The following is an 18,162-nucleotide window of genomic DNA, read 5'->3' as shown; positions in this document are numbered from 1 at the left end:
ATAAAGACAGCAACGCCACCCAACAACTAAATAACGATAGGAGGAAAAAAATGTTTAAAAAATTTACCAATGCATCCGTTAAACTTGTACAAAGATTTTTGCCAGACCCATTTTTATTTGCAGTTCTTTTAACTTTAGTCGTTTTTGTACTTGGAATTTTTTCTACGGGACAGTCGGCCTTTGATATGGTCCATCATTGGAGTGGCGGCTTTTGGAATCTATTGGCTTTTTCTATGCAAATGGTTCTAGTGCTGGTTACAGGCCACACACTGGCTCAGGCTCCCATTATCAAAAGAGGTCTACGGAACCTAGCGGCTATCCCTAAAACCCCAGGATCTGCTATTTTTGCTGTCACACTGGTGGCCTTAATTGCGTCTTGGATTAATTGGGGCTTTGGCTTGGTCATAGGGGCTCTCTATGCCAAAGAGTTGGCTAAAAAAGTGGAGGGAGTGGATTACCGACTGCTCATCGCCTCTGGATATTCAGGTTTTGTCATCTGGCACGCTGGTTTTTCAGCGTCTATCCCCCTTACCTTAGCAACGGCCACGGCGAACCTAGAAGAAATGACTCGTGGGGCTGTGGTGGCTCCTATTCCCACCAGCGAAACCATCTTTGCTTTATTTACGGTTGTTCCTGTATTGGTATTGATGGTGACCATCCCTTTTATTAACAAAGCCATGCATCCTTCCAAAGAAAACGCTGTCATTGTTGATCCAAAGCTGCTGGAAGATGAGGTAGAAGCCCAAGTGCCTCTGGATCAAACCCCTGCGGAAAAAATGGAAAATAGCCCGGTGCTTTCCATGGCCATTGGTTTAATGGGTTTTGTATTTATCTTTCAACATTTCTTAAACAGTGGTTTTGATTTAAATCTTAATGTGGTAAACTTTATCTTTCTGTTCACTGGTATTATCTTGCATGGAACACCAAGACGTTTTTTAAGTGCTGTCACTACAGCGGTTAAAGGAGCTGGCGGTATTATTATACAGTTTCCCTTTTACGCAGGCATTATGGGCATGATGACTGGTGCCAGTCCAGAGGGCCTTTCCTTAGCCCAACAGATGTCCACGTTTTTTGTCAGCATCTCTACGGAAGTTACCTTCCCATTCTTTGCTTTCCTAAGTGCAGGAATTGTTAACTTCTTCGTTCCCTCCGGTGGCGGTCAGTGGGCAGTACAAGCGCCTATTATGATGCCTGCAGGAGCAGAGCTAGGCGTCGATGCAGCCAAAACTGCTATGGCCATTGCCTGGGGTGACGGATGGACCAATATGATACAACCCTTCTGGGCATTGCCTGCTTTAGGAATTGCTGGTTTGGGTGCCAAGGATATTATGGGCTATTGCCTCATTAACTTAATTTATGTAGGCCTAGTGGTCAGTTTCTTTCTTGTTATTCTTTAAGGCGGCTCTTTAAAATCCTACAACACAGGGATGATTCCAACGGTTACCTATCCAGCATATCCGTGGGTCATCCCTGTTTTGCTTTTGTGCCCTAGGAAGGATCTTCGTGCCATCCCCCTAAAATAATGATATAATAAGAGGAAATGTCCTCAATGGTTTAAGGAGTCCTTTTATGAAAAACATCTTCCTGAAAGATGGCTGGATCCTCATGATGATAGGTGGCTTTTTTGCCTATCTTTTTACCGTAAGGATCCATCATCAAAATCTATCCAATCTAATAGCCGTTCTAACAATGGTGAGTGCAATCTTCATTCTTTACCGTTCTGCAAAAAAAAACCACTATGGCTACGATAGATGGTTGGTTGGCTATGCATTTTTTTGGCTCTTGGCAGATACCCTCTGGCTAATCCTGGCTCTGAGGCCTGGTATACACCCTGAAGACCTCCTCTATCTGGAACTTTTGTACACAATTCCTGCTGGCTGCTTGTTTGCCATGATTATTCACTGGGTTGCTTCCGAATCCAAGAGATGGAATCTTTACCAGCTATTTTTAGATTTTTTAGCCGTATTTTTCGTACTGATCTACCTTTTTGCACATCCGCTTTACGCCCATTTTCTAGGGGAACAAAGCATAAATATGGAATACTTCATAGTTGTACTGTATACCTTTTTAGCCCTTTTCATTTTTGTTTCTGCCATTACCTTATACCTATCTTCTTATCGACGCAGCAAAAGTTTTGCTTTTTGCTGCATTATTGCAGGTCTCATTCTATATGGGTCTACAGACTTTCTCTATGCCTATTTAAGCCTATTTAACCTGTACGTCCCAAACTCCTTTATCGACATTTTATATCTAATACCACCTATTCTCTTTGCTTTAGGCCTTCATAAGGATGTGCATCAACAAAAACCTGACCAGTTGTATCATCCCTTAACCCTGCCGGATAATTATGGACATCGTAAGGCTCCCTATGGGTTTATGCCCCTTATTCTAGGGCTGTTTCTTCTGGGAGAAATTTCCTTCGCCCAATTTTTAAATGCATTGATCCTTCTTTCCCTCTATTACATGATGTCTAAGAACATCCAACTATCCATTAAGAATTACCACTTATTACAGGAAGCCCACATCACCAACCAAAACCTAGAAATAACCGTCCGAGATAAGACCAAAAGTTTGAAAGAAACCAATGAAACCTTAACCTATTACTCTTATGCAGATCCATTAACGGATTTGTCTAATCGCAGAGCCTTTATTAATTATATGGACGAGTTAACCCTAGAAAAAAAATCCCCCTTCCATCTTCTCTATATGGATTTAAATCGGTTTAAATATATCAACGATACCCATGGCCATGATGTTGGCGATAGGGTACTCCAGACCATCGCCCATCGTTTTTCGAAGGATTGGAATACCATCGGGAGTCTTTTTCGCATTGGCGGCGATGAGTTTGCCTTAATTCTTGAAGGCCATTACCCCCGAAAAAACTTGGAAAAAGCAGCAGAAAAACTGATACAATCCGTAGAAATCCCTATTTCCATTGATCACTACCATTTTTATCTAGGAATTAGTATTGGTATTGTGTCCTACCCTCAAGATGCCACTACACGAAAAGCATTAATGCGTTATGGGGATATGACCATGTACCAAGCTAAGGATTATTTTATTCAGGGCAGCTACCGGTTTTATGATTCAGCCATCAAAGAACAGATTCATGAAAAACACGTCATGGAAATGTTGCTCAAGCAGGCAAATAAGCAACAAGAATTCTTCTTGGTATTTCAGCCCCAATTTGAAATCCATCACCAGAAACTCATTGGATTTGAAGCCCTTCTGAGATGGAACCAACCCAATAGAGGCATCATCTCACCGGCACAATTTATTCCTGTGGCGGAAGAAACTGGTCTTATTATCCCCATGGGAAACTGGGTCCTTTCAGAAGCCTTTAAAACCATCAAAAAAATCAACCAAACCTACGGTACCGAATTCCGAATGTCCATAAATGTATCTCCGGTTCAATTACAAGATCAGAAGTTTATGGAAACCTTGGAAGAAAAAATCCAATACTATGATATCCCCCCAGCCTGGATTGACCTAGAAGTCACAGAAGGAGCTGCCTTTCATCAAGGTTTCAATGTGGAGGTTTTCTTTGACACCCTTCGGAAACTTGGCATTCATGCTTCCTTAGATGACTTTGGAACTGGATATTCTTCCCTAAGTTATATCAAACGCTATGACATTGATCGGTTAAAAATTGCCAGAGAATTAATCAACGGTATTCACCAAGAAGAAGGTGCCAAGGAAGTGGTCCGAGCCATCATTCTGATGGCCAAAGCCATAGGCCTCACCACCATTGCTGAAGGCGTAGAAGAAACTGCTCAAGTTCAGCTACTTCGGGACATGGGCTGCCATGAAATCCAAGGATTCTTATGGGGAAAACCCGTATCTTTACCTGTACTAGAACAACAGTTTATTAAACCCTTCTCATGCCCTTCCTCCTTGGATTAACCCATGTTTCATGCTTTCATCCATCACTTTCTGGATAAGTCATCAAAAAACTGGAATAAACACCCTCATGAAAGGATGCCTTGCATCAACAAGCGGTTCCAGAAATCTTTAAAACATTGAAGCAACTAGACTTCCGTGGCTTCTTCTAACCAAAGACGTAGGATCACCTTGGTTCCTTCTCCGGGAGTGCTGTCCACGTGAATCCTGCCATTCATTCGCTCCACCAATTCACGGGCAATCGGTAGCCCTAGTCCAGTTCCACCAGGATGGGAGCTGCTATCTTTTCGATCTTGGTAAAATGGCTGGAAAAGCTTATCTACTGTGCTTTGCTCCATACCAGGACCTGTGTCGCTTATTTCCAAATGCAGATGATGGCGGCCTTCTTTTTTCCCAAGGGATTTCATCTTCAGGTGTACGCTGCCTTCTTCCGTAAACTTAAGGGCATTTCCCGCTAAATTCAAGATAATTTGACGCAAACGAACTTCGTCCCCCTTAACCCTACTGGGTAGACTTGGGTCTTTTTCTACCAAGAGCTGTAGCCCCTTTTCACGGGCCATGGGGTACAGGGAGGCTATGGCTTTCCTAATGGCTTCTGACAAATGAAAGGGATGGTGATCCAGCTCCATTTCACCGGCTTCAATTTTGGCCATATCCAGTACGTTATTCACGAGACTCAACAAATGTTGGGCTGAGTAATTCATATAGCTCATATACTGAGTTTGTTCTTTATCCAAGGGGGTTTCTTCTAGAAGCTGCAAAAACCCTAGCAACCCGTTGACAGGGGTTCTAATTTCATGGTTCATGGTAGCCAGAAATTTGCTTTTTGCCTGATTGGCTTCTTCCGCTTGATAAACGGCAATATCCTTTTCTATATTTTTCTTTTCTAGTTCCTGCGCATATGTTCTTAATGTTTCTTCGGCTTGTTTTCTGTCGGTGATATCTCGAACCGTTGCCATGATCCTTGGTTCACCCACAATGGTTACTCGATGAAGGTGGTTCTCCCCAGGAAATGTTTCACCGTTTTTTCGTTTGAGAAGCCATTCAAAAACCAGCTCTTCTCCCGCAGCACAACGTTTAATCAAGGCAGCGGCTTTTTCTCCTGCCTCTTGCGGATCTCCAGCACTTAAGGCTGCCACCGTTAGAAATGGTACTTCTTCACGGGTATATCCAAATATTTGGAGAGCCCTATCGTTGACATCAATGATGGCTCCGGTATGCATGTCGTGAAGAAAGAGGGCATCGATGGTATTGTTAAATAGCTCCCGATAGGTTTGTTTGCTTTTGATGAGTTGCTGTTCCATTTCCATTCGCTGAGTCATCTCATGGCCGATGGACTGATATTCTAGAATCTCTCCCTCTTGATCCCTAACGGGATGATCCGTCCACTCATACCAGTGCCATTCCCCTTTATAATCTTGTAACCAGTTGCTATAGACACTGGGAGTGCCGCCCTTTTTTAACAGTTCCAGATGAATCAACACAAAATCTCGTTCTTTAGGATGGATAAACTCCAGCAAGTTTTTTCCCATTATCTGGCTTTTATCTTTCCCCAATAACTGACAATAGGCTTTGTTGGCAAAGGTGATGGTATGGGTGTGGTCAAACCTCAAAATCATATCATGGGAATAATCCAGAATACTTTCCAATCTTTCTTTGGTTTCCGTCACTTTGGTTTCCGTCACTTTTTTTTCCACCACTTGACACACCACCTTTCCTAGTATGGCTTTGATCTCCTTATGCTGTTTTTCTTGATGATAGTCCCTTTATTTTTCCGGAAAAATCTTCAACTTATCCATGACTTCCACCAGTTTTTCCCGATTAATGGGTTTTGCAGCATAGGCCTGACACCCTAGTTCAAAGGCTTCCTCGACGGATTTTTTGTCGTTTAAGGCCGTTGTCATGATAATCATGACCTGCTGGTCTTCTGCCACCTTTCGATCTCGTTCCATTTCACGGATGATTTTTAACACTTTAAGTCCATCCAGGCGAGGCATCATAATATCCAGATAAATCAGGTCGTAGGCTTGCCCTTCCTCCCAGGCCATTAAAAAAGCATCAATGGCTTCAATACCGTCTACGGCAATATCACAACTTCCATAGGTGGCTAAAAAATGTTGCATCATTTTGCGGCTCATTAAATCATCTTCTACAATAAGGATTTTCATGGCATTCCACCTCGCTTCTGTATTCTTTCTTTTCTTTTCCTAGCTAGCATCCTTGGTTACACATACCGAAGGATCTCCGGTCCTATCTCTTTCAAATCCAGTTGTTTCATTACGCCTCCGATATTATAGGCCACCATGGGCATGCCGTAAACAACACAGGTTTTTTCATCCTGTCCTAGGGTATAACTGCCTGCCTTTTTCATGCTCAGTAATCCTTTGGCTCCATCGCTTCCCATGCCAGTGAGAATGACTCCCACGGCCTTGGCTCCGGCTGTTGCGGCTACGGATTCAAACAACACGTCCACCGAGGGACAATGGCCGCTTACTTTTTCTCCATCATAACATTTCACCGTGTACCGGGACCCACTTTTGACCACTTTCATCTGGTAGCCACCAGGTGCAATGAGGACTCTCCCTGTCCTTACTTCGTCGCCTGTTTTAGCTTCTATCACTTCCATGGAACAAAAGGTATTCAATCGATCTGCATACATTTTGGTAAAAGTGGCTGGCATATGCTGAACAATCACAATCCCCGGCAAGGAATTTGGCAGTTCTTTTAAAATCTTCATCAACGCATCGGTTCCCCCGGTGGAGGCTCCCAGAGCAATAATATCTACTGCTGAACTAGACTTGGTTACCAAGGGCCTTTGGGGTTTTGAGAGTGGCTGTTCCAATGGTTTTGTTTGGGAAACCGCCGCCACTTTAACAATCTGAACAATTTCTTCTAAAAATCTCTTAAGGTCTTCTGGTTTTTGAATAGTTGGTTTCTCTACAAAATCCACAGCACCGGCTTCCAAAGCAGCCATGACTTGATGGGCTGAACCGCTAATCACTACTACAGGCATTGGAGCTTGCTTCATGATTTTTTTTAAAAAGGTCAGGCCGTCCATTCGTGGCATATTCACATCTAGGGTGATGACATCTGGATTTTTAGCTTCTATCACTCCAACGGCTTCATAAGGATCTGCTGCTGTGCCAACCACCTGAATTCCTGGATCTACCGCCAATCCTTTGCGAATGACTTCTCTGGAAATCATGGAATCATCCACAATGAGTACTTTAATAGGTTGTTTTCTTTTCATGTAATCCCTCTCCGATAAGTAGCTGGTCGTAGGTACTGAAAGCCGATTCGATCATTTCCAAGGGTTTCGGAATGGCCGATCAGCAGATACCCTCCAGGCTGTAATTGATGATAAAACTTTTGAATCAGTTGTTTTTTAGTTGCTGCATCAAAGTATATCATAACATTTCGACAAAAAATAACATGAAATTTCTTTTTAAATGGGAAGCTGGGATTCATTAAATTAAAGTGTCGATAAATCACTTGTTGTTTCAATTCTTCTTTCACTTTATAGGTGGATGTATCTTCTCTGATAAAGTATTTTTGTATCCAATATGTGGGTAATCCGCTTACCTCTTCTGCTGTGTAGGCACCTTCCTTGGCACATTGAAGGGCGGCAGATGATATATCCGTTGCCAGTATGTCTGCATTCCACTGATGAAAACTAGGTCCAAAGTAATCTTTTAATAGCATGGCTATGGTATAAGGCTCCTGCCCTTTTGAACAACCTGCACTCCAGATCCTCAAGTCTTTATCCGTCGCCTTCCGTTGCATCCATGGCAGAATTTCGTCTTTAAAAAAGGAAAAGTGCTGAGGTTCTCGCATAAAAAAAGTATGGTTGGTGGTTATTTTATCCAAGAGTTCGAACGTAGCTTCTCCACTTTTATCTGCTAGTAAATGCTGATAATACTGGGAAAAGTTTTGAAAACCCTGGCGGGAGATGGTGTTTCCCAACCTGCCAAGTACCAGGGTTTTCTTCTCTTTTTTAAGCCGAATCCCATAATGCTCATGGATAAAACTAGCCAGTTGATTGAACTCCTGTTCCGTTATGGTGAGCATTGGTATCACCTGATTCGTTTAGTATTTTCCAAACTCCTGATCATCCAGAGAAATGCGTTTCTTTTTTTTCCCTTTGGTGGTTTTTTCTGGCTCTTCTTCTTCTTCGTAATCCTCTACCCCATTATCCAGGATTTTCATCATATCTGGATTCATCTGGTCAAAGCCACTGGACCTGTTGGCTCTTCGACCCTGGTCTTTCAGCTTAAATCGATTCACCGCTTCTTTTAGAAGTTGTGCCTGACTGGAAAGTTCTTCACTGGCAGCAGCGGCTTCCTCGGAAGTAGCAGAATTGGTCTGTACCACTTGGGACACTTGGAGGATGGCTTGGTTTACTTCTTCAATGCCAGAAGCTTGCTCGTTGGAGGCATCCGCAATTTCTCCCACCAACCTAGCGGCATTGGAAACGCCTTCTACAATCTCTTCCAGGGCTTTGGCCGTCTGATTCGCAATTTCTGTTCCAGTGCTGACTTTATGGATGGAGCCTTCAATCATCTCTGTGGTTTCTCTGGCTGCGTCTGCACTTCTAGCCGCCAAGTTTCTTACTTCTTCTGCTACAACGGCAAACCCTTTGCCATGTTGGCCTGCTCTGGCTGCTTCTACTGCGGCGTTGAGTGCCAAAATATTGGTCTGAAAAGCAATTTCATCGATGACTTTGATAATCTTGGAAATCTTATTGGAAGATTCATTGATTTCTCTCATGGAGCCAAGCATTTCTTTCATCTGTTCATTGCCTTGCTCCGCATCTGTCATGGTCTTTTTAGAAATATCGTTGGCTTGGGTAGCATTATTGGCGTTTTGCGTGGTCTGAGCCGATAACTCTTCCATAGAAGCCGTAATTTGTTCTACGGAGCTGGCCTGTTCTGTAGCTCCCTGAGACAACTGCTGGCTGGAATCCGCTACCTGACTAGATCCAGAAGATACCTGTTCTGAGGCTGTATTGATATCTGTCATGACTTCATTGACGTTTTCTGCCATATGGCTAAAGGCTCTTCCCAATTCTCCTATTTCGTCCTTGGAATCAATGGTTATCTCCACATTTAGGTCCCCAGAGGCAATTTTTCCTGCCCCATCCAGCAATTCTCCCACTGGTTTTGTAATGCTTTTACTAATAAAGAGTCCCAATAGGATGGAAAGAAGGATAGCCCCCAAGGTAAAGGCAATAATCATCATGGTAGATCTGGTGACGGCTGCATTAGCAATCTGTGTATTCAACTCCACCATTTGATCCAAAAGCCCCATGGCTTCTATAAAGGCTGGTGTATTGACCTGAATAGCCTGATCCATCATAGCCTGCTGAACCGCCAGGGAACTGGTTGCCAAACTTTCCATCTGGTTTAAATAATCCAGCGTCTGATTCATATTAGGCAATGCAACGGATTCATACTGATTCCATGCTTGTTGCTGCCGGTTTTCAGCTGTACCCCTAAGAAGGGTATCAATATCCCCCCCTGCATTATGAACTCGATGATGTGGTTCATGCAAGTTATCGATGACTGCCTGTAGTTGGTTGCTTCTGGTTTCAAATCCGCTGAGCCATTCTCCTAAGCCACAATGATTGGCATCTAGTTGGCCTGTAAAGGAAGTCCCATTTCGGATACTCTCTGCCAATTGCCAAATCCAATCGTAATGATCTCGCTGGCCAAGAGCAATTCTCGTCTGAACCGCCGCTGGATCTTCGATGCCGATGCTATCTACTTCCCGAGACAGACGCAGAAATTCTTCATGGCCATTTAGAAAGGTGTTTACAGCTGGCTGTACCTGTGCCCATAGCCGTTCTTCTTCCGCCGTCATAGGCAACTTCATGAACTCATCCAGATGATACTGGTAGTCTTCTTTAAGGCTATCCAATTCTCTGTAAATCTCCTGTTTATACTCATAGGATAATTGGGCATTCATCAGAGCGTTCTCATTGGCCTCAATACTAGCCAGATCTGCCTCCATCTCCAATAGATATGTCACGCTGGGGAGGCGAAGGTTCCCGACTTCTCGAAGGCCCATGTACCCTGCTACTCCTACAGCTCCTGCAATAAGAGCCACTATAATAAATCCAGTTAATAATTTGGCACCTATCTTCATATTGCGGTATACTTTCATGTTTTTCTCCCCTTTCTTATTGGGACACTTGATCCAGAACCTCTAATTCGTCCTCCCTCAACAGCTTTTCACAGTCTAAAATCAATTTCACCTGGTCTCCTACCCGTCCAATGCTTTTAATATACCGATTTTGAAACCCTGTCTTATACTCTGGAGGCGGGACAATATGTTCCTCTGGCATGCTGAGAACTTCCGCCACTTCATCTACGATAAGGCCAATGGAAGTGTTTTGAATCTCAATGACAATAATACAAGTCCGATCGTGGTAGTCCATGGGTTCTTTTTTAAATTTAATTCGTACATCAATGAGGGGAATAATCTGGCCCCGTAAATTGATAATGCCTTTTACATAAGCTGGCACTTCCGGTACTTCTGCAATGGGCTGCATCCCAATAATTTCTGTTACATACCGTATCTCGATGCCGAAAATTTCTTTGCCTAATTGAAAGGTTAAATATTTTCCTTTCTGAGTATCTTCTTCCATGTCCATCATTTCATCCAGTATTTCTGACATTGTCGCCACCTCCCTGTAGGGTTCCGCTAATCATACCGGCTACATCTAAAATTAGGCTAATCTGCCCATTCCCAAGAATGGTACACCCTCCAATGCCTTTTGCTTTTACTGGAAACCGAATCAAATAATTTGGCAAAGGTTTCACCACTACCTGCTGTTCTCCCAGTAGTTTGTCCGCAAATAAACATACGGTTTTTTGATCCTGCTCCACCATAATCATTATGCCTTGGGTTAAATCCTGGGTTTCTGGCTGAATCGAAAAGTATTCATGCAATCGAAGTACTGGGTAACATTGGCCACGGATCATAATCAGTTCGTTATCATCTGGATCTTTGAAGAGATTTTTTTCTTCTGCTCGGAAAGATTCCCGAATATTGACGGTTGGAAGGGTATATTGAGCTGAACCGGTTCGAAGTTGCATCCCATCTACAATGGCCAAGGTCATAGGGATCTTTAGATAAATGCTAGTGCCACGTCCTTGCTGACTTTCTATATGAATACTGCCACCCACATTTTCAATATTGTTTTTCACCACATCCATGCCGACGCCACGACCAGAAAATTCCGACACTTTTTCTTTCGTGGAAAATCCTGGTGCTAAAATCAGTTGAAAGGCTTCTTCATCACTGATATCCTCTTGGGCTTTGGTGAGTAAATCCTTGCTTTTGGCTTTTTCTATGAGTTGTTGGGGGTCCAAGCCTTTTCCATCGTCTATGATGGAGATAACAACATCGCCACCATTGGTAGTGGCTTCCAGTCGAATTCTTCCTTTTTCTTGTTTTCCCTGGGCTTTTCGTTCCGCCGGCAGTTCAATGCCGTGGTCTACTGCATTTCGAATCAAGTGCATCAGCGGGTCCCCTAGATGATCAATAATATTTTTATCCACTTCTGTTTCTTCACCTGCCAACACCAGTTCTACTTCTTTGTTGATTTTCTGAGCCACATCTCGGACCAATCGTTTCATTTTCTGAAAGCTAGGGCCTATGGGCAACATTCGAATAGACATAACCACGTCCTGTAGGTCGTCTGTCAATTTTCGAAGCTGGCGGGCGGATTTCTGAAAATTGTCCAATTCCAATCCTTCCAAATCCGGATTGCGGATTACCATGGATTCGGTGATGACAATTTCTCCTACCAGATCCATTAGTTTATCTAATTTACTTATATTCACAGTAATCATGCTTTGTTTTTGACTTCGCAAGCTTTCCTGCATGTCTTCTATGGCTGATTCTTTTTCCAGTTCTTCCTGGGCTTCTGGTGCTTGGTCTCCCTGCTGAGATTCTGTTGCTTGTTTCATAGCTTGACGTTTTTCTTGGTAGATCTCTTCCTCCAGCCTTAACAAGTCTATGGAATCAACAAACAACGCTTCTTCCAAGTTTTCCTGAAAGGCTTCTTGGGAAAAACTGCTTTTAAGTAAAAGATGGAACCCCTTCTCCGCAATTTTTTCGCTGGCCTTCGGATCTTCGAAAAGTTCTGGTGGATCATGGATGATTTCGCTGCACATTTCATTTAAATCTCTGAGTACCGTAAAGGCTCGAACGTTTTCCATCTGACAATCGTCCTGAAAGGCAATCCTTAGGGCGTAGCAAAAGGGATCTTCTGCTTCTTGCTTATCCTGACGAATATAATACTGCATCCCCTGTGGGTTTTCCTGTGTTTCCTTGGAGACAGGTGGGGTCTCTGTGCCGCTAAGGGCTTTGACATAGGCTTCGATCTCCTGCACCAAATGAGAGGCATCCGACTCGGCATCCTCCCCTGCTTCCAACAAATCCATTTCTCTTTTGATAAAGTCTTGGGCCTTAAAAATCAAGTTACACAGCGATGTATAATCAATGGGCTCTGGTTGTTGCTCCCGAATAAAAAAGAATAAGTCTTCGATCCGATGTGCCAAGGTAGCCATGTCGGAAAACATCATCATGGAGGAAGATCCTTTGACGGTATGCATAATCCGAAATATCTCATCAACGGCTTCTTTGGTCATTTTTCCTCTTTCTTCGCTGAGCAACAAGATTTCTTCTAATTGTTCTAATAATTGACGATTCTCAAAGATATACATCTCCAGCATGGGTTCCATTGGTCTATCTGCCATTCTCTCTCCCCCCTTGCTTGCCTGATGTCGCCTTAGCTATGGTGCTGTCATTTTTTTCTTTCACTGAAATGCCCCCTTCTTACCCTTCAGCGCCTTTCATTCTTTCTAAAATCCAATTGATATGGAGCATCATTTCCTGCTTCACACTTCCTTGGCAATCATGGATCTTCCAGTGATACAATACGCTCCATATTTGACCCATCAGGAGTTTGGCGTATTGAGAAGCATTCATGGCGTCATGGATAGAGCCTTCTGCCATGCCCTCTCCTATCACTTGGGCGAGAAATGCTTCTCGCTGTTCAATGATGGCCTGCATCATTTCCAAACTTTCCTTTTCATACCGATAGGCATCAAAGGAAAAAAGGATGGTAATTAATTCCGGATAGCTTTCATAATAACTGGTGTAGGATTCAATAAAAAAATGAACGGCCTTCAAGGCATTCCTCTGGTTTTGCAGAATGGTATTAAACAAGCCTTCATCAAAAACAGCCGTTCTTTCTAAAATAGTCAGAATGACTTCCTGTTTGCTGTTGAAGTAGCGATAGATGGCTGGTTCGGTCACCTCTTGACGCTGAGCAATTTCTTTCATGGTAAGCCCATTGGTCCCTCTTTCATCCATGATTTCGATGGCAGAAATAATAATTTGTTCTTTTCGACTTAAATACTTTTTAAACATCTGCTCATCTCCTCACCATTGCCTCGTCCTATGGTTTCATCTTTTATCTTTTACCTTTTACCTTTCACCTTGTACCTGTCACCTTGTACCTTTTGCTGTTTGCCTTTTTTAGTTTGTTAGTCTTAACTAACTTAATAATACCCTGGTCTTTTTTCTTTGTCAATGTTTTTAAAGAATTATCTTAATTTTCTATAATCCATCCAAAAGCCTGAAGATTGGTGAGGATCTTCACTGCTAACCACCTCATGAACCCGCTTATGCTCTTACAAACTGCTTCACGGTTTCCTGCAGTGTTTTTTTATCAAAGGGCTTGGCGATAAAACCATCCATTCCCACTTCCAAACATTTCTCCCGATCCCCTGGCAAGACTCTAGCCGTCATGGCCACAATAGGCATAGGTTTTTTGTTTTTTCCCTGGATTTCCCGAATACGTTGGGTGGCTTCGTAGCCAGTCATCACCGGCATCTGACAATCCATCAGCACCAATCCAAAAGTATGATCCGTGCATTTATCCACTGCTTCCTGTCCATCTTTGGCTACCGCCACTTGATAGCCCATTTTTTTCAGATGTTTTTCTGCCACTAATCGGCTTACATAATCATCATCTACGACTAAAATTTCTAACTCTCTCTTCTTTGGGGCCTTCAAGTAAACCCCTTGCTCCTGTTGTTCCATTTCTAAAACCGATTCTTCCACGATGCTAACGCCTTCCCATAGGAAGGTAAACCTACTCCCCTGCCCTGGAATGCTGTCTGCTGTAATCCGCCCCCCTATCATGGCCGCCTGTTCTTGTGCCGTTGCCAGTCCTAAGCCTAGGCCTCCATGAGCACGGGTATGGGATTCATCTGTTTGGGTGAAGGGATGAAAAATATAATCCATCTTATCTGGGGGAATACCGATGCCCGTATCTTCCACGTGAAACTTGATTTTTAGGTCTCCTTCTTTAGGTATCCCTTTACCTTTTTTCACCCTCACCTGTACGTATCCATTCTCCGTAAATTTTACGGCATTGCCTACTAAATTTCCCAAAATCTGTTTTAATTTAAACCCATCTCCTACCACTTGGGTGGGAAGATTTTTTTCTATATCCAGGGTCAAGGCAATGCCTTTTTGAGTAGCGGTGATTTCATGGAGCCTCATGACCTCTGCCAACAAATCTTCTAAAGCAATAGGGGCTTTCACCAGAGAATGATGTTTCTTTTCCAAACTGGTATAGTTGAGAATGTCGCCTACTACGGAGGAAAGCGAGGTAAATCCATTCATGGCCAGTTGGATGTATTCTCTTTGTTCGGCGGTTAGGTTCGTGGTCTGAAGCAACTGAAGCATCCCCATCAATCCATTGAGAGGTGTCCGGAGTTCATGACTCATATTCGCCAGAAATTGTGATTTTGCTTGATTCGCCTCTTCTGCGGCTTCTTTGGCCTGAACCAAAGCCAAAGCCACTTTTCTTTTTTCCGTCACATCTTCCACAATCACTGCAAATTGTCCATGCTGTGGCGAGTATGCATTCACATGATAATACTTATCCAGAGCTGCTGAGTAATTTTCAAATTCAGCCGTTACTCCCGTAAGGGCCACTTTGCCATATTCTTGGATCCAGTAGGCTTCTGTCTCTGGCAACACTTCCAACACCGTTTTGCCAAGGATCTCTTCTTGCCTTAACCCTGTGATCCGTTGAAAGCTATCGTTGATACTCAGAAAACGATAATCCACCGGATTCCCTTTTTCATCGCAAATCATTTCATGAAGAGCCATACCTAATTGCATCTGTGAAATCAGAAGATGGGATTTTCGTTCTTTTTCTTGCTGTTCTTGGTACATATGTGCATTTTTAATGGCCAATCCCGCTTGCCCACTAATAATCGATACCACTTCTATGACTTTTTCCTCCAATACAGCAGGAGGATGAGTCATGACATTCAACACACCAATCAGCTCTTCACCAGCTACAATGGGTACGCCTAAAAAAGAGTGGAATTCTTCATTTTTATCGACAGGACGTACAATTCTCGGATCTTTGGAGGAATCTTTTGGAATAAAAATAGAATTTCTGGTTTGGGCAATTTCTCCGGTTAGGCCTTCGCCTATGGGAATAGGTTGTTTTTTAAGGGTCTCTGCCAAGTTTTTTGATAGACCCTGGGACGCCCCACAATGAAGAAAACCGGTCTCAGATTCTTTCACAAAAACCATCCCGGCGGTTGCACCCACCAGTTCAGTCGTATTTTGGAGAATGGTAGCAAGTACTTTTTCTATTTCCAAAGAGGCATTGGCCAAGCTCCCGATTTCCTGAATGGCTGTCATTTGTTTTGCTTGTTTTATAGGTTCTGTCATATCCCGCAGGTATTCTATAGTGCCGGTAATGGCACCTTGGTCATTGCGAATCGGGTAGGCATAGATTTCAAAAATACGCCCTTCCCTACCCTCGGCATAAAAGAGATCCTTCTTTTTTACCAATTGGCCTGTCTCTCGTGCTTCTTGAATATGGCAATGGTCACAGGGTTTTTTACCCCCATAATTTATCTCATAACACAATTGGCCTATTGCTTCTTTGTGTTGATTCATTTTCTTCGCCATTTCGTTTTGCATCAAAATCCGATGGTTCCGATCTTTAATGGTAATCCCATCTTGAATGGCATTCAGCAAGGATAATAATATGGGTTCGGAAATCCCTAGCAGATTCGGTTTTTTTTTCATGGGTATCCTCCTTTCACGTCTCTAAACCAGTATTCTTGGAGACTTCCATCTCTAAAGAGCTGGAGTGAAGGGTAGATGGGTCTTTTTCCAGCATAAGCCTCACCTCTACCCGTGTCCCTTTCCCTAAGCTGCTCTCTACCCTGATTTTGCCACCCATGAGATTCACCAACTCCCAGGTAATTGGCATTCCCAGCCCTGTGCCTTTGGTCTGACGGATGGATCCATCGTCTGCTTGATAGAATGGCTTAAATAAATTTTTCAACGTCTCTTCTGTCATCCCAGGGCCGGTATCTTCCACTACTAGGTCCAGTATGTACTGGGTTTCTTGGTTTTCCACTGTTTTAACTGTAAGAATCACCCTACCGGATTCTGTAAACTTAAGGGCATTCCCAGCTAAATTCAAGATGATTTGACGTAATCGCTGAGGATCTCCTACTACTTTCTGAGGCAGGTCTTCTATGCCAATCACCTGTAATCCAATATTCTCTCTCAGGGCCAAGGAATGTAAGGGAGCTATGGCGGCTTTGATTTCCTCTTCCAAAAAAAACCGTTGATGATCCAATTGCATTTCCCCAGCTTCAATTTGAGCATAGTCCAGTACATTATTGACAATACTCAACAAATGATCTGCAGATTGTTTCATATAATGCATAAACTCTTGACGTTCCTCTTCTAATCGGGTTTCTTCCATGAGTTGTATAAATCCTATGAATCCACTGAGAGGAGTACGGATTTCATGATTCATATGGGCTAGATACCTACTTTTTGCTTGGTTAGCCGACTCTGCCTGTTGTTTGGCTTGTTGAAGTGCTGCTTCGGATTGCTTTCGATCCGTGATATCGCTGATGGCCCCACTCATCAAAAGAGGTTTTCCGTCCTCTGTCCAGGTTAGGATTTTTCCTCGAATATGCACCCAAACCCAATGGTTTTGCTTGTGTTTCATGCGACACTCAACATCGCAATAGGTCTTGGTTCTATGGTATGCACGCATCACTTCGTTTTCTATTTTTTTAAAATCTTCCGGATGAATCAAATCCTTCCAGGTAGACAGGGTAATCGGTTCCAACTCGGATAATTCATAACCCATAATAGCCGCCCAACGATGGTTCACTACTAATTCCTTGGTCTGTATATTCCTTTCCCAGATACCTACATTTGTGGCTTCAATAATATTAGACAATCGCCTTTGTTCTGTTTTTAAGGCTTGTTGGCTCTTTTCTCGATCCAAATGCATCCCTACTTGTGTGGCATAGAGGGTAATCAGTTCTTGATTTTCTAATGGATATCCCCTTGGCATCAACAGAGCAAAATGCCCTAGAAAGCTTTCCTTTTTCGTAATATTCACTAACGCCGTTGTCCCTATGTCCAAGGTTTTTTCCAAAAGCCTTACCATCTGGGACGAAAGATTGTTTCTCACCAAATCCCCTAAACCCTCTAAGATCACCAAAGAAGTCTGTTTTATCTTGGCTTGTCGTTCTGGATCTGGTCTCCATGACTTGCCTACCAACTGAACCCCCACTATTTCCACTGCTTTTTTTAAGGGCTCTGGATCCCCTGCCATGGCCTTAGTGATAAATTCACCTGTTGTTTTATCAAATTCATTAAATAAGACCATCCGAGCCCCAGTCAGGTTTTTCATCTCTTTTGCCAGTTCTTCCACCTCTACGGTGCCTTCTTTTTCTAGAAAACGATGATTCGAACGAAGCATGGCTTTCATCATTTGTTTTTCCCGTTGTTGCTGAGTGATATCGTGAAACAACACAGCAAAATAACCTGGTTCATGGCTATAGGCACAAATACTATACCAACGATCCAAAGGCTTTGAATATGCTTGAATCTCTGCTTTTTCACCTGAAAGAGCCACACGGCCATAGGTGCTAATCCAATCAAACTGGCCCTGCTGGATCTCTGGTAGAACTTCCCGTACTCTTTTCCCCAGAATAGCTTCTTTCATAAGTCCTGTCATGGCTTCAAAGGCTGGATTGACATGAATAAAAACATAATCCACAGGAGTTCCCTCTTCATCGGTCAGGATCTGATGATACGCATAGGCTTCCGGTAAATGGTGAAGCCAGGATTCTAGGGTCCGTTCTTTTTGGTTCCTCCTCATTTATCCTTTCTCCTTTC

The 18,162-nt window shown here is 43.1% G+C and carries 12 protein-coding genes; 2 read left to right on the top strand and 10 right to left on the bottom strand.

From position 1 onward, the window contains the following. Positions 1–50: 50 nt before the first annotated feature. Together ACZ47N_RS07140 and ACZ47N_RS07135 are read left to right on the top strand one after the other, a co-directional pair. Positions 51–1,397, top strand: a complete 1,347-nt coding sequence (locus ACZ47N_RS07140; RefSeq protein WP_464885873.1) for a short-chain fatty acid transporter — start codon at positions 51–53, stop codon at positions 1,395–1,397. Positions 1,398–1,569: 172 nt separating this feature from the next. Next, positions 1,570–3,903, top strand: a complete 2,334-nt coding sequence (locus tag ACZ47N_RS07135) for a putative bifunctional diguanylate cyclase/phosphodiesterase (protein WP_464885872.1) — start codon at positions 1,570–1,572, stop codon at positions 3,901–3,903. 125 nt (positions 3,904–4,028) lie between these two features. Here ACZ47N_RS07135 and ACZ47N_RS07130 read toward each other — a convergent pair whose 3' ends face one another. From ACZ47N_RS07130 to ACZ47N_RS07085, 10 genes are all read right to left on the bottom strand, one after another. Further along, a complete protein-coding gene (locus tag ACZ47N_RS07130; RefSeq protein WP_464885871.1) occupies positions 4,029–5,600 on the bottom strand; it encodes a PAS domain S-box protein in 1,572 nt (523 codons plus the stop codon). A 66-nt stretch (positions 5,601–5,666) separates the two neighbouring features. Next, positions 5,667–6,068, bottom strand: coding sequence for a response regulator (locus ACZ47N_RS07125; RefSeq protein WP_464885870.1), 402 nt, complete (start codon positions 6,066–6,068; stop codon positions 5,667–5,669). 56 nt (positions 6,069–6,124) lie between these two features. After that, complete coding sequence (locus ACZ47N_RS07120; RefSeq protein WP_464885869.1) at positions 6,125–7,150, bottom strand: protein-glutamate methylesterase/protein-glutamine glutaminase; 1,026 nt, start codon at positions 7,148–7,150, stop codon at positions 6,125–6,127. After that, positions 7,147–7,968: a CheR family methyltransferase gene (locus tag ACZ47N_RS07115; RefSeq protein WP_464885868.1), complete on the bottom strand. Its 822-nt coding sequence runs from the start codon at positions 7,966–7,968 to the stop codon at positions 7,147–7,149. The genes ACZ47N_RS07120 and ACZ47N_RS07115 overlap by 4 nt, the downstream gene beginning before the upstream one ends. 18 nt (positions 7,969–7,986) lie before the next feature. Beyond that, positions 7,987–10,062, bottom strand: coding sequence for a methyl-accepting chemotaxis protein (locus ACZ47N_RS07110; RefSeq protein ID WP_464885867.1), 2,076 nt, complete (start codon positions 10,060–10,062; stop codon positions 7,987–7,989). Between the two features lie 16 nt (positions 10,063–10,078). Then, complete coding sequence (locus tag ACZ47N_RS07105; protein ID WP_464885866.1) at positions 10,079–10,576, bottom strand: chemotaxis protein CheW; 498 nt, start codon at positions 10,574–10,576, stop codon at positions 10,079–10,081. After that, complete coding sequence (locus ACZ47N_RS07100; protein WP_464885865.1) at positions 10,557–12,665, bottom strand: chemotaxis protein CheW; 2,109 nt, start codon at positions 12,663–12,665, stop codon at positions 10,557–10,559. The genes ACZ47N_RS07105 and ACZ47N_RS07100 overlap by 20 nt, the downstream gene beginning before the upstream one ends. Before the next feature lie 79 nt (positions 12,666–12,744). Further along, complete coding sequence (locus tag ACZ47N_RS07095) at positions 12,745–13,341, bottom strand: TetR/AcrR family transcriptional regulator (RefSeq protein WP_464885864.1); 597 nt, start codon at positions 13,339–13,341, stop codon at positions 12,745–12,747. Positions 13,342–13,596: 255 nt separating this feature from the next. Continuing rightward, the gene (locus tag ACZ47N_RS07090; protein ID WP_464885863.1) at positions 13,597–16,035 is read right to left on the bottom strand and encodes a response regulator; all 2,439 of its coding nucleotides are present in this window, start codon (positions 16,033–16,035) and stop codon (positions 13,597–13,599) included. A gap of 13 nt (positions 16,036–16,048) precedes the next feature. Further along, entirely contained in the window at positions 16,049–18,145 is a 2,097-nt protein-coding gene (locus tag ACZ47N_RS07085) for a PAS domain-containing sensor histidine kinase (RefSeq protein WP_464885862.1), read from the bottom strand. Positions 18,146–18,162 lie beyond the last annotated feature (17 nt).

The organism is Tindallia texcoconensis (assembly GCF_055383815.1).
The sequence above is the reverse complement of the archived record's forward strand: the minus strand, read 5'-3'. Positions and strand labels throughout refer to the sequence as shown.

Bases quoted from the DNA above. Each gene is read 5' to 3' on its own strand.
- ACZ47N_RS07140 (WP_464885873.1), top strand. From the start codon at position 51: ATGTTTAAAAAATTTACCAATGCATCCGTTAAACTTGTACAAAGATTT.
- ACZ47N_RS07135 (WP_464885872.1), top strand. From the start codon at position 1,570: ATGAAAAACATCTTCCTGAAAGATGGCTGGATCCTCATGATGATAGGT.
- ACZ47N_RS07125 (WP_464885870.1), bottom strand. From the start codon at position 6,068: ATGAAAATCCTTATTGTAGAAGATGATTTAATGAGCCGCAAAATGATG.
- ACZ47N_RS07120 (WP_464885869.1), bottom strand. From the start codon at position 7,150: ATGAAAAGAAAACAACCTATTAAAGTACTCATTGTGGATGATTCCATG.
- ACZ47N_RS07115 (WP_464885868.1), bottom strand. From the start codon at position 7,968: ATGCTCACCATAACGGAACAGGAGTTCAATCAACTGGCTAGTTTTATC.
- ACZ47N_RS07110 (WP_464885867.1), bottom strand. From the start codon at position 10,062: ATGAAAGTATACCGCAATATGAAGATAGGTGCCAAATTATTAACTGGA.
- ACZ47N_RS07105 (WP_464885866.1), bottom strand. From the start codon at position 10,576: ATGTCAGAAATACTGGATGAAATGATGGACATGGAAGAAGATACTCAG.
- ACZ47N_RS07100 (WP_464885865.1), bottom strand. From the start codon at position 12,665: ATGGCAGATAGACCAATGGAACCCATGCTGGAGATGTATATCTTTGAG.
- ACZ47N_RS07095 (WP_464885864.1), bottom strand. From the start codon at position 13,341: ATGTTTAAAAAGTATTTAAGTCGAAAAGAACAAATTATTATTTCTGCC.
- ACZ47N_RS07090 (WP_464885863.1), bottom strand. From the start codon at position 16,035: ATGAAAAAAAAACCGAATCTGCTAGGGATTTCCGAACCCATATTATTA.
- ACZ47N_RS07085 (WP_464885862.1), bottom strand. From the start codon at position 18,145: ATGAGGAGGAACCAAAAAGAACGGACCCTAGAATCCTGGCTTCACCAT.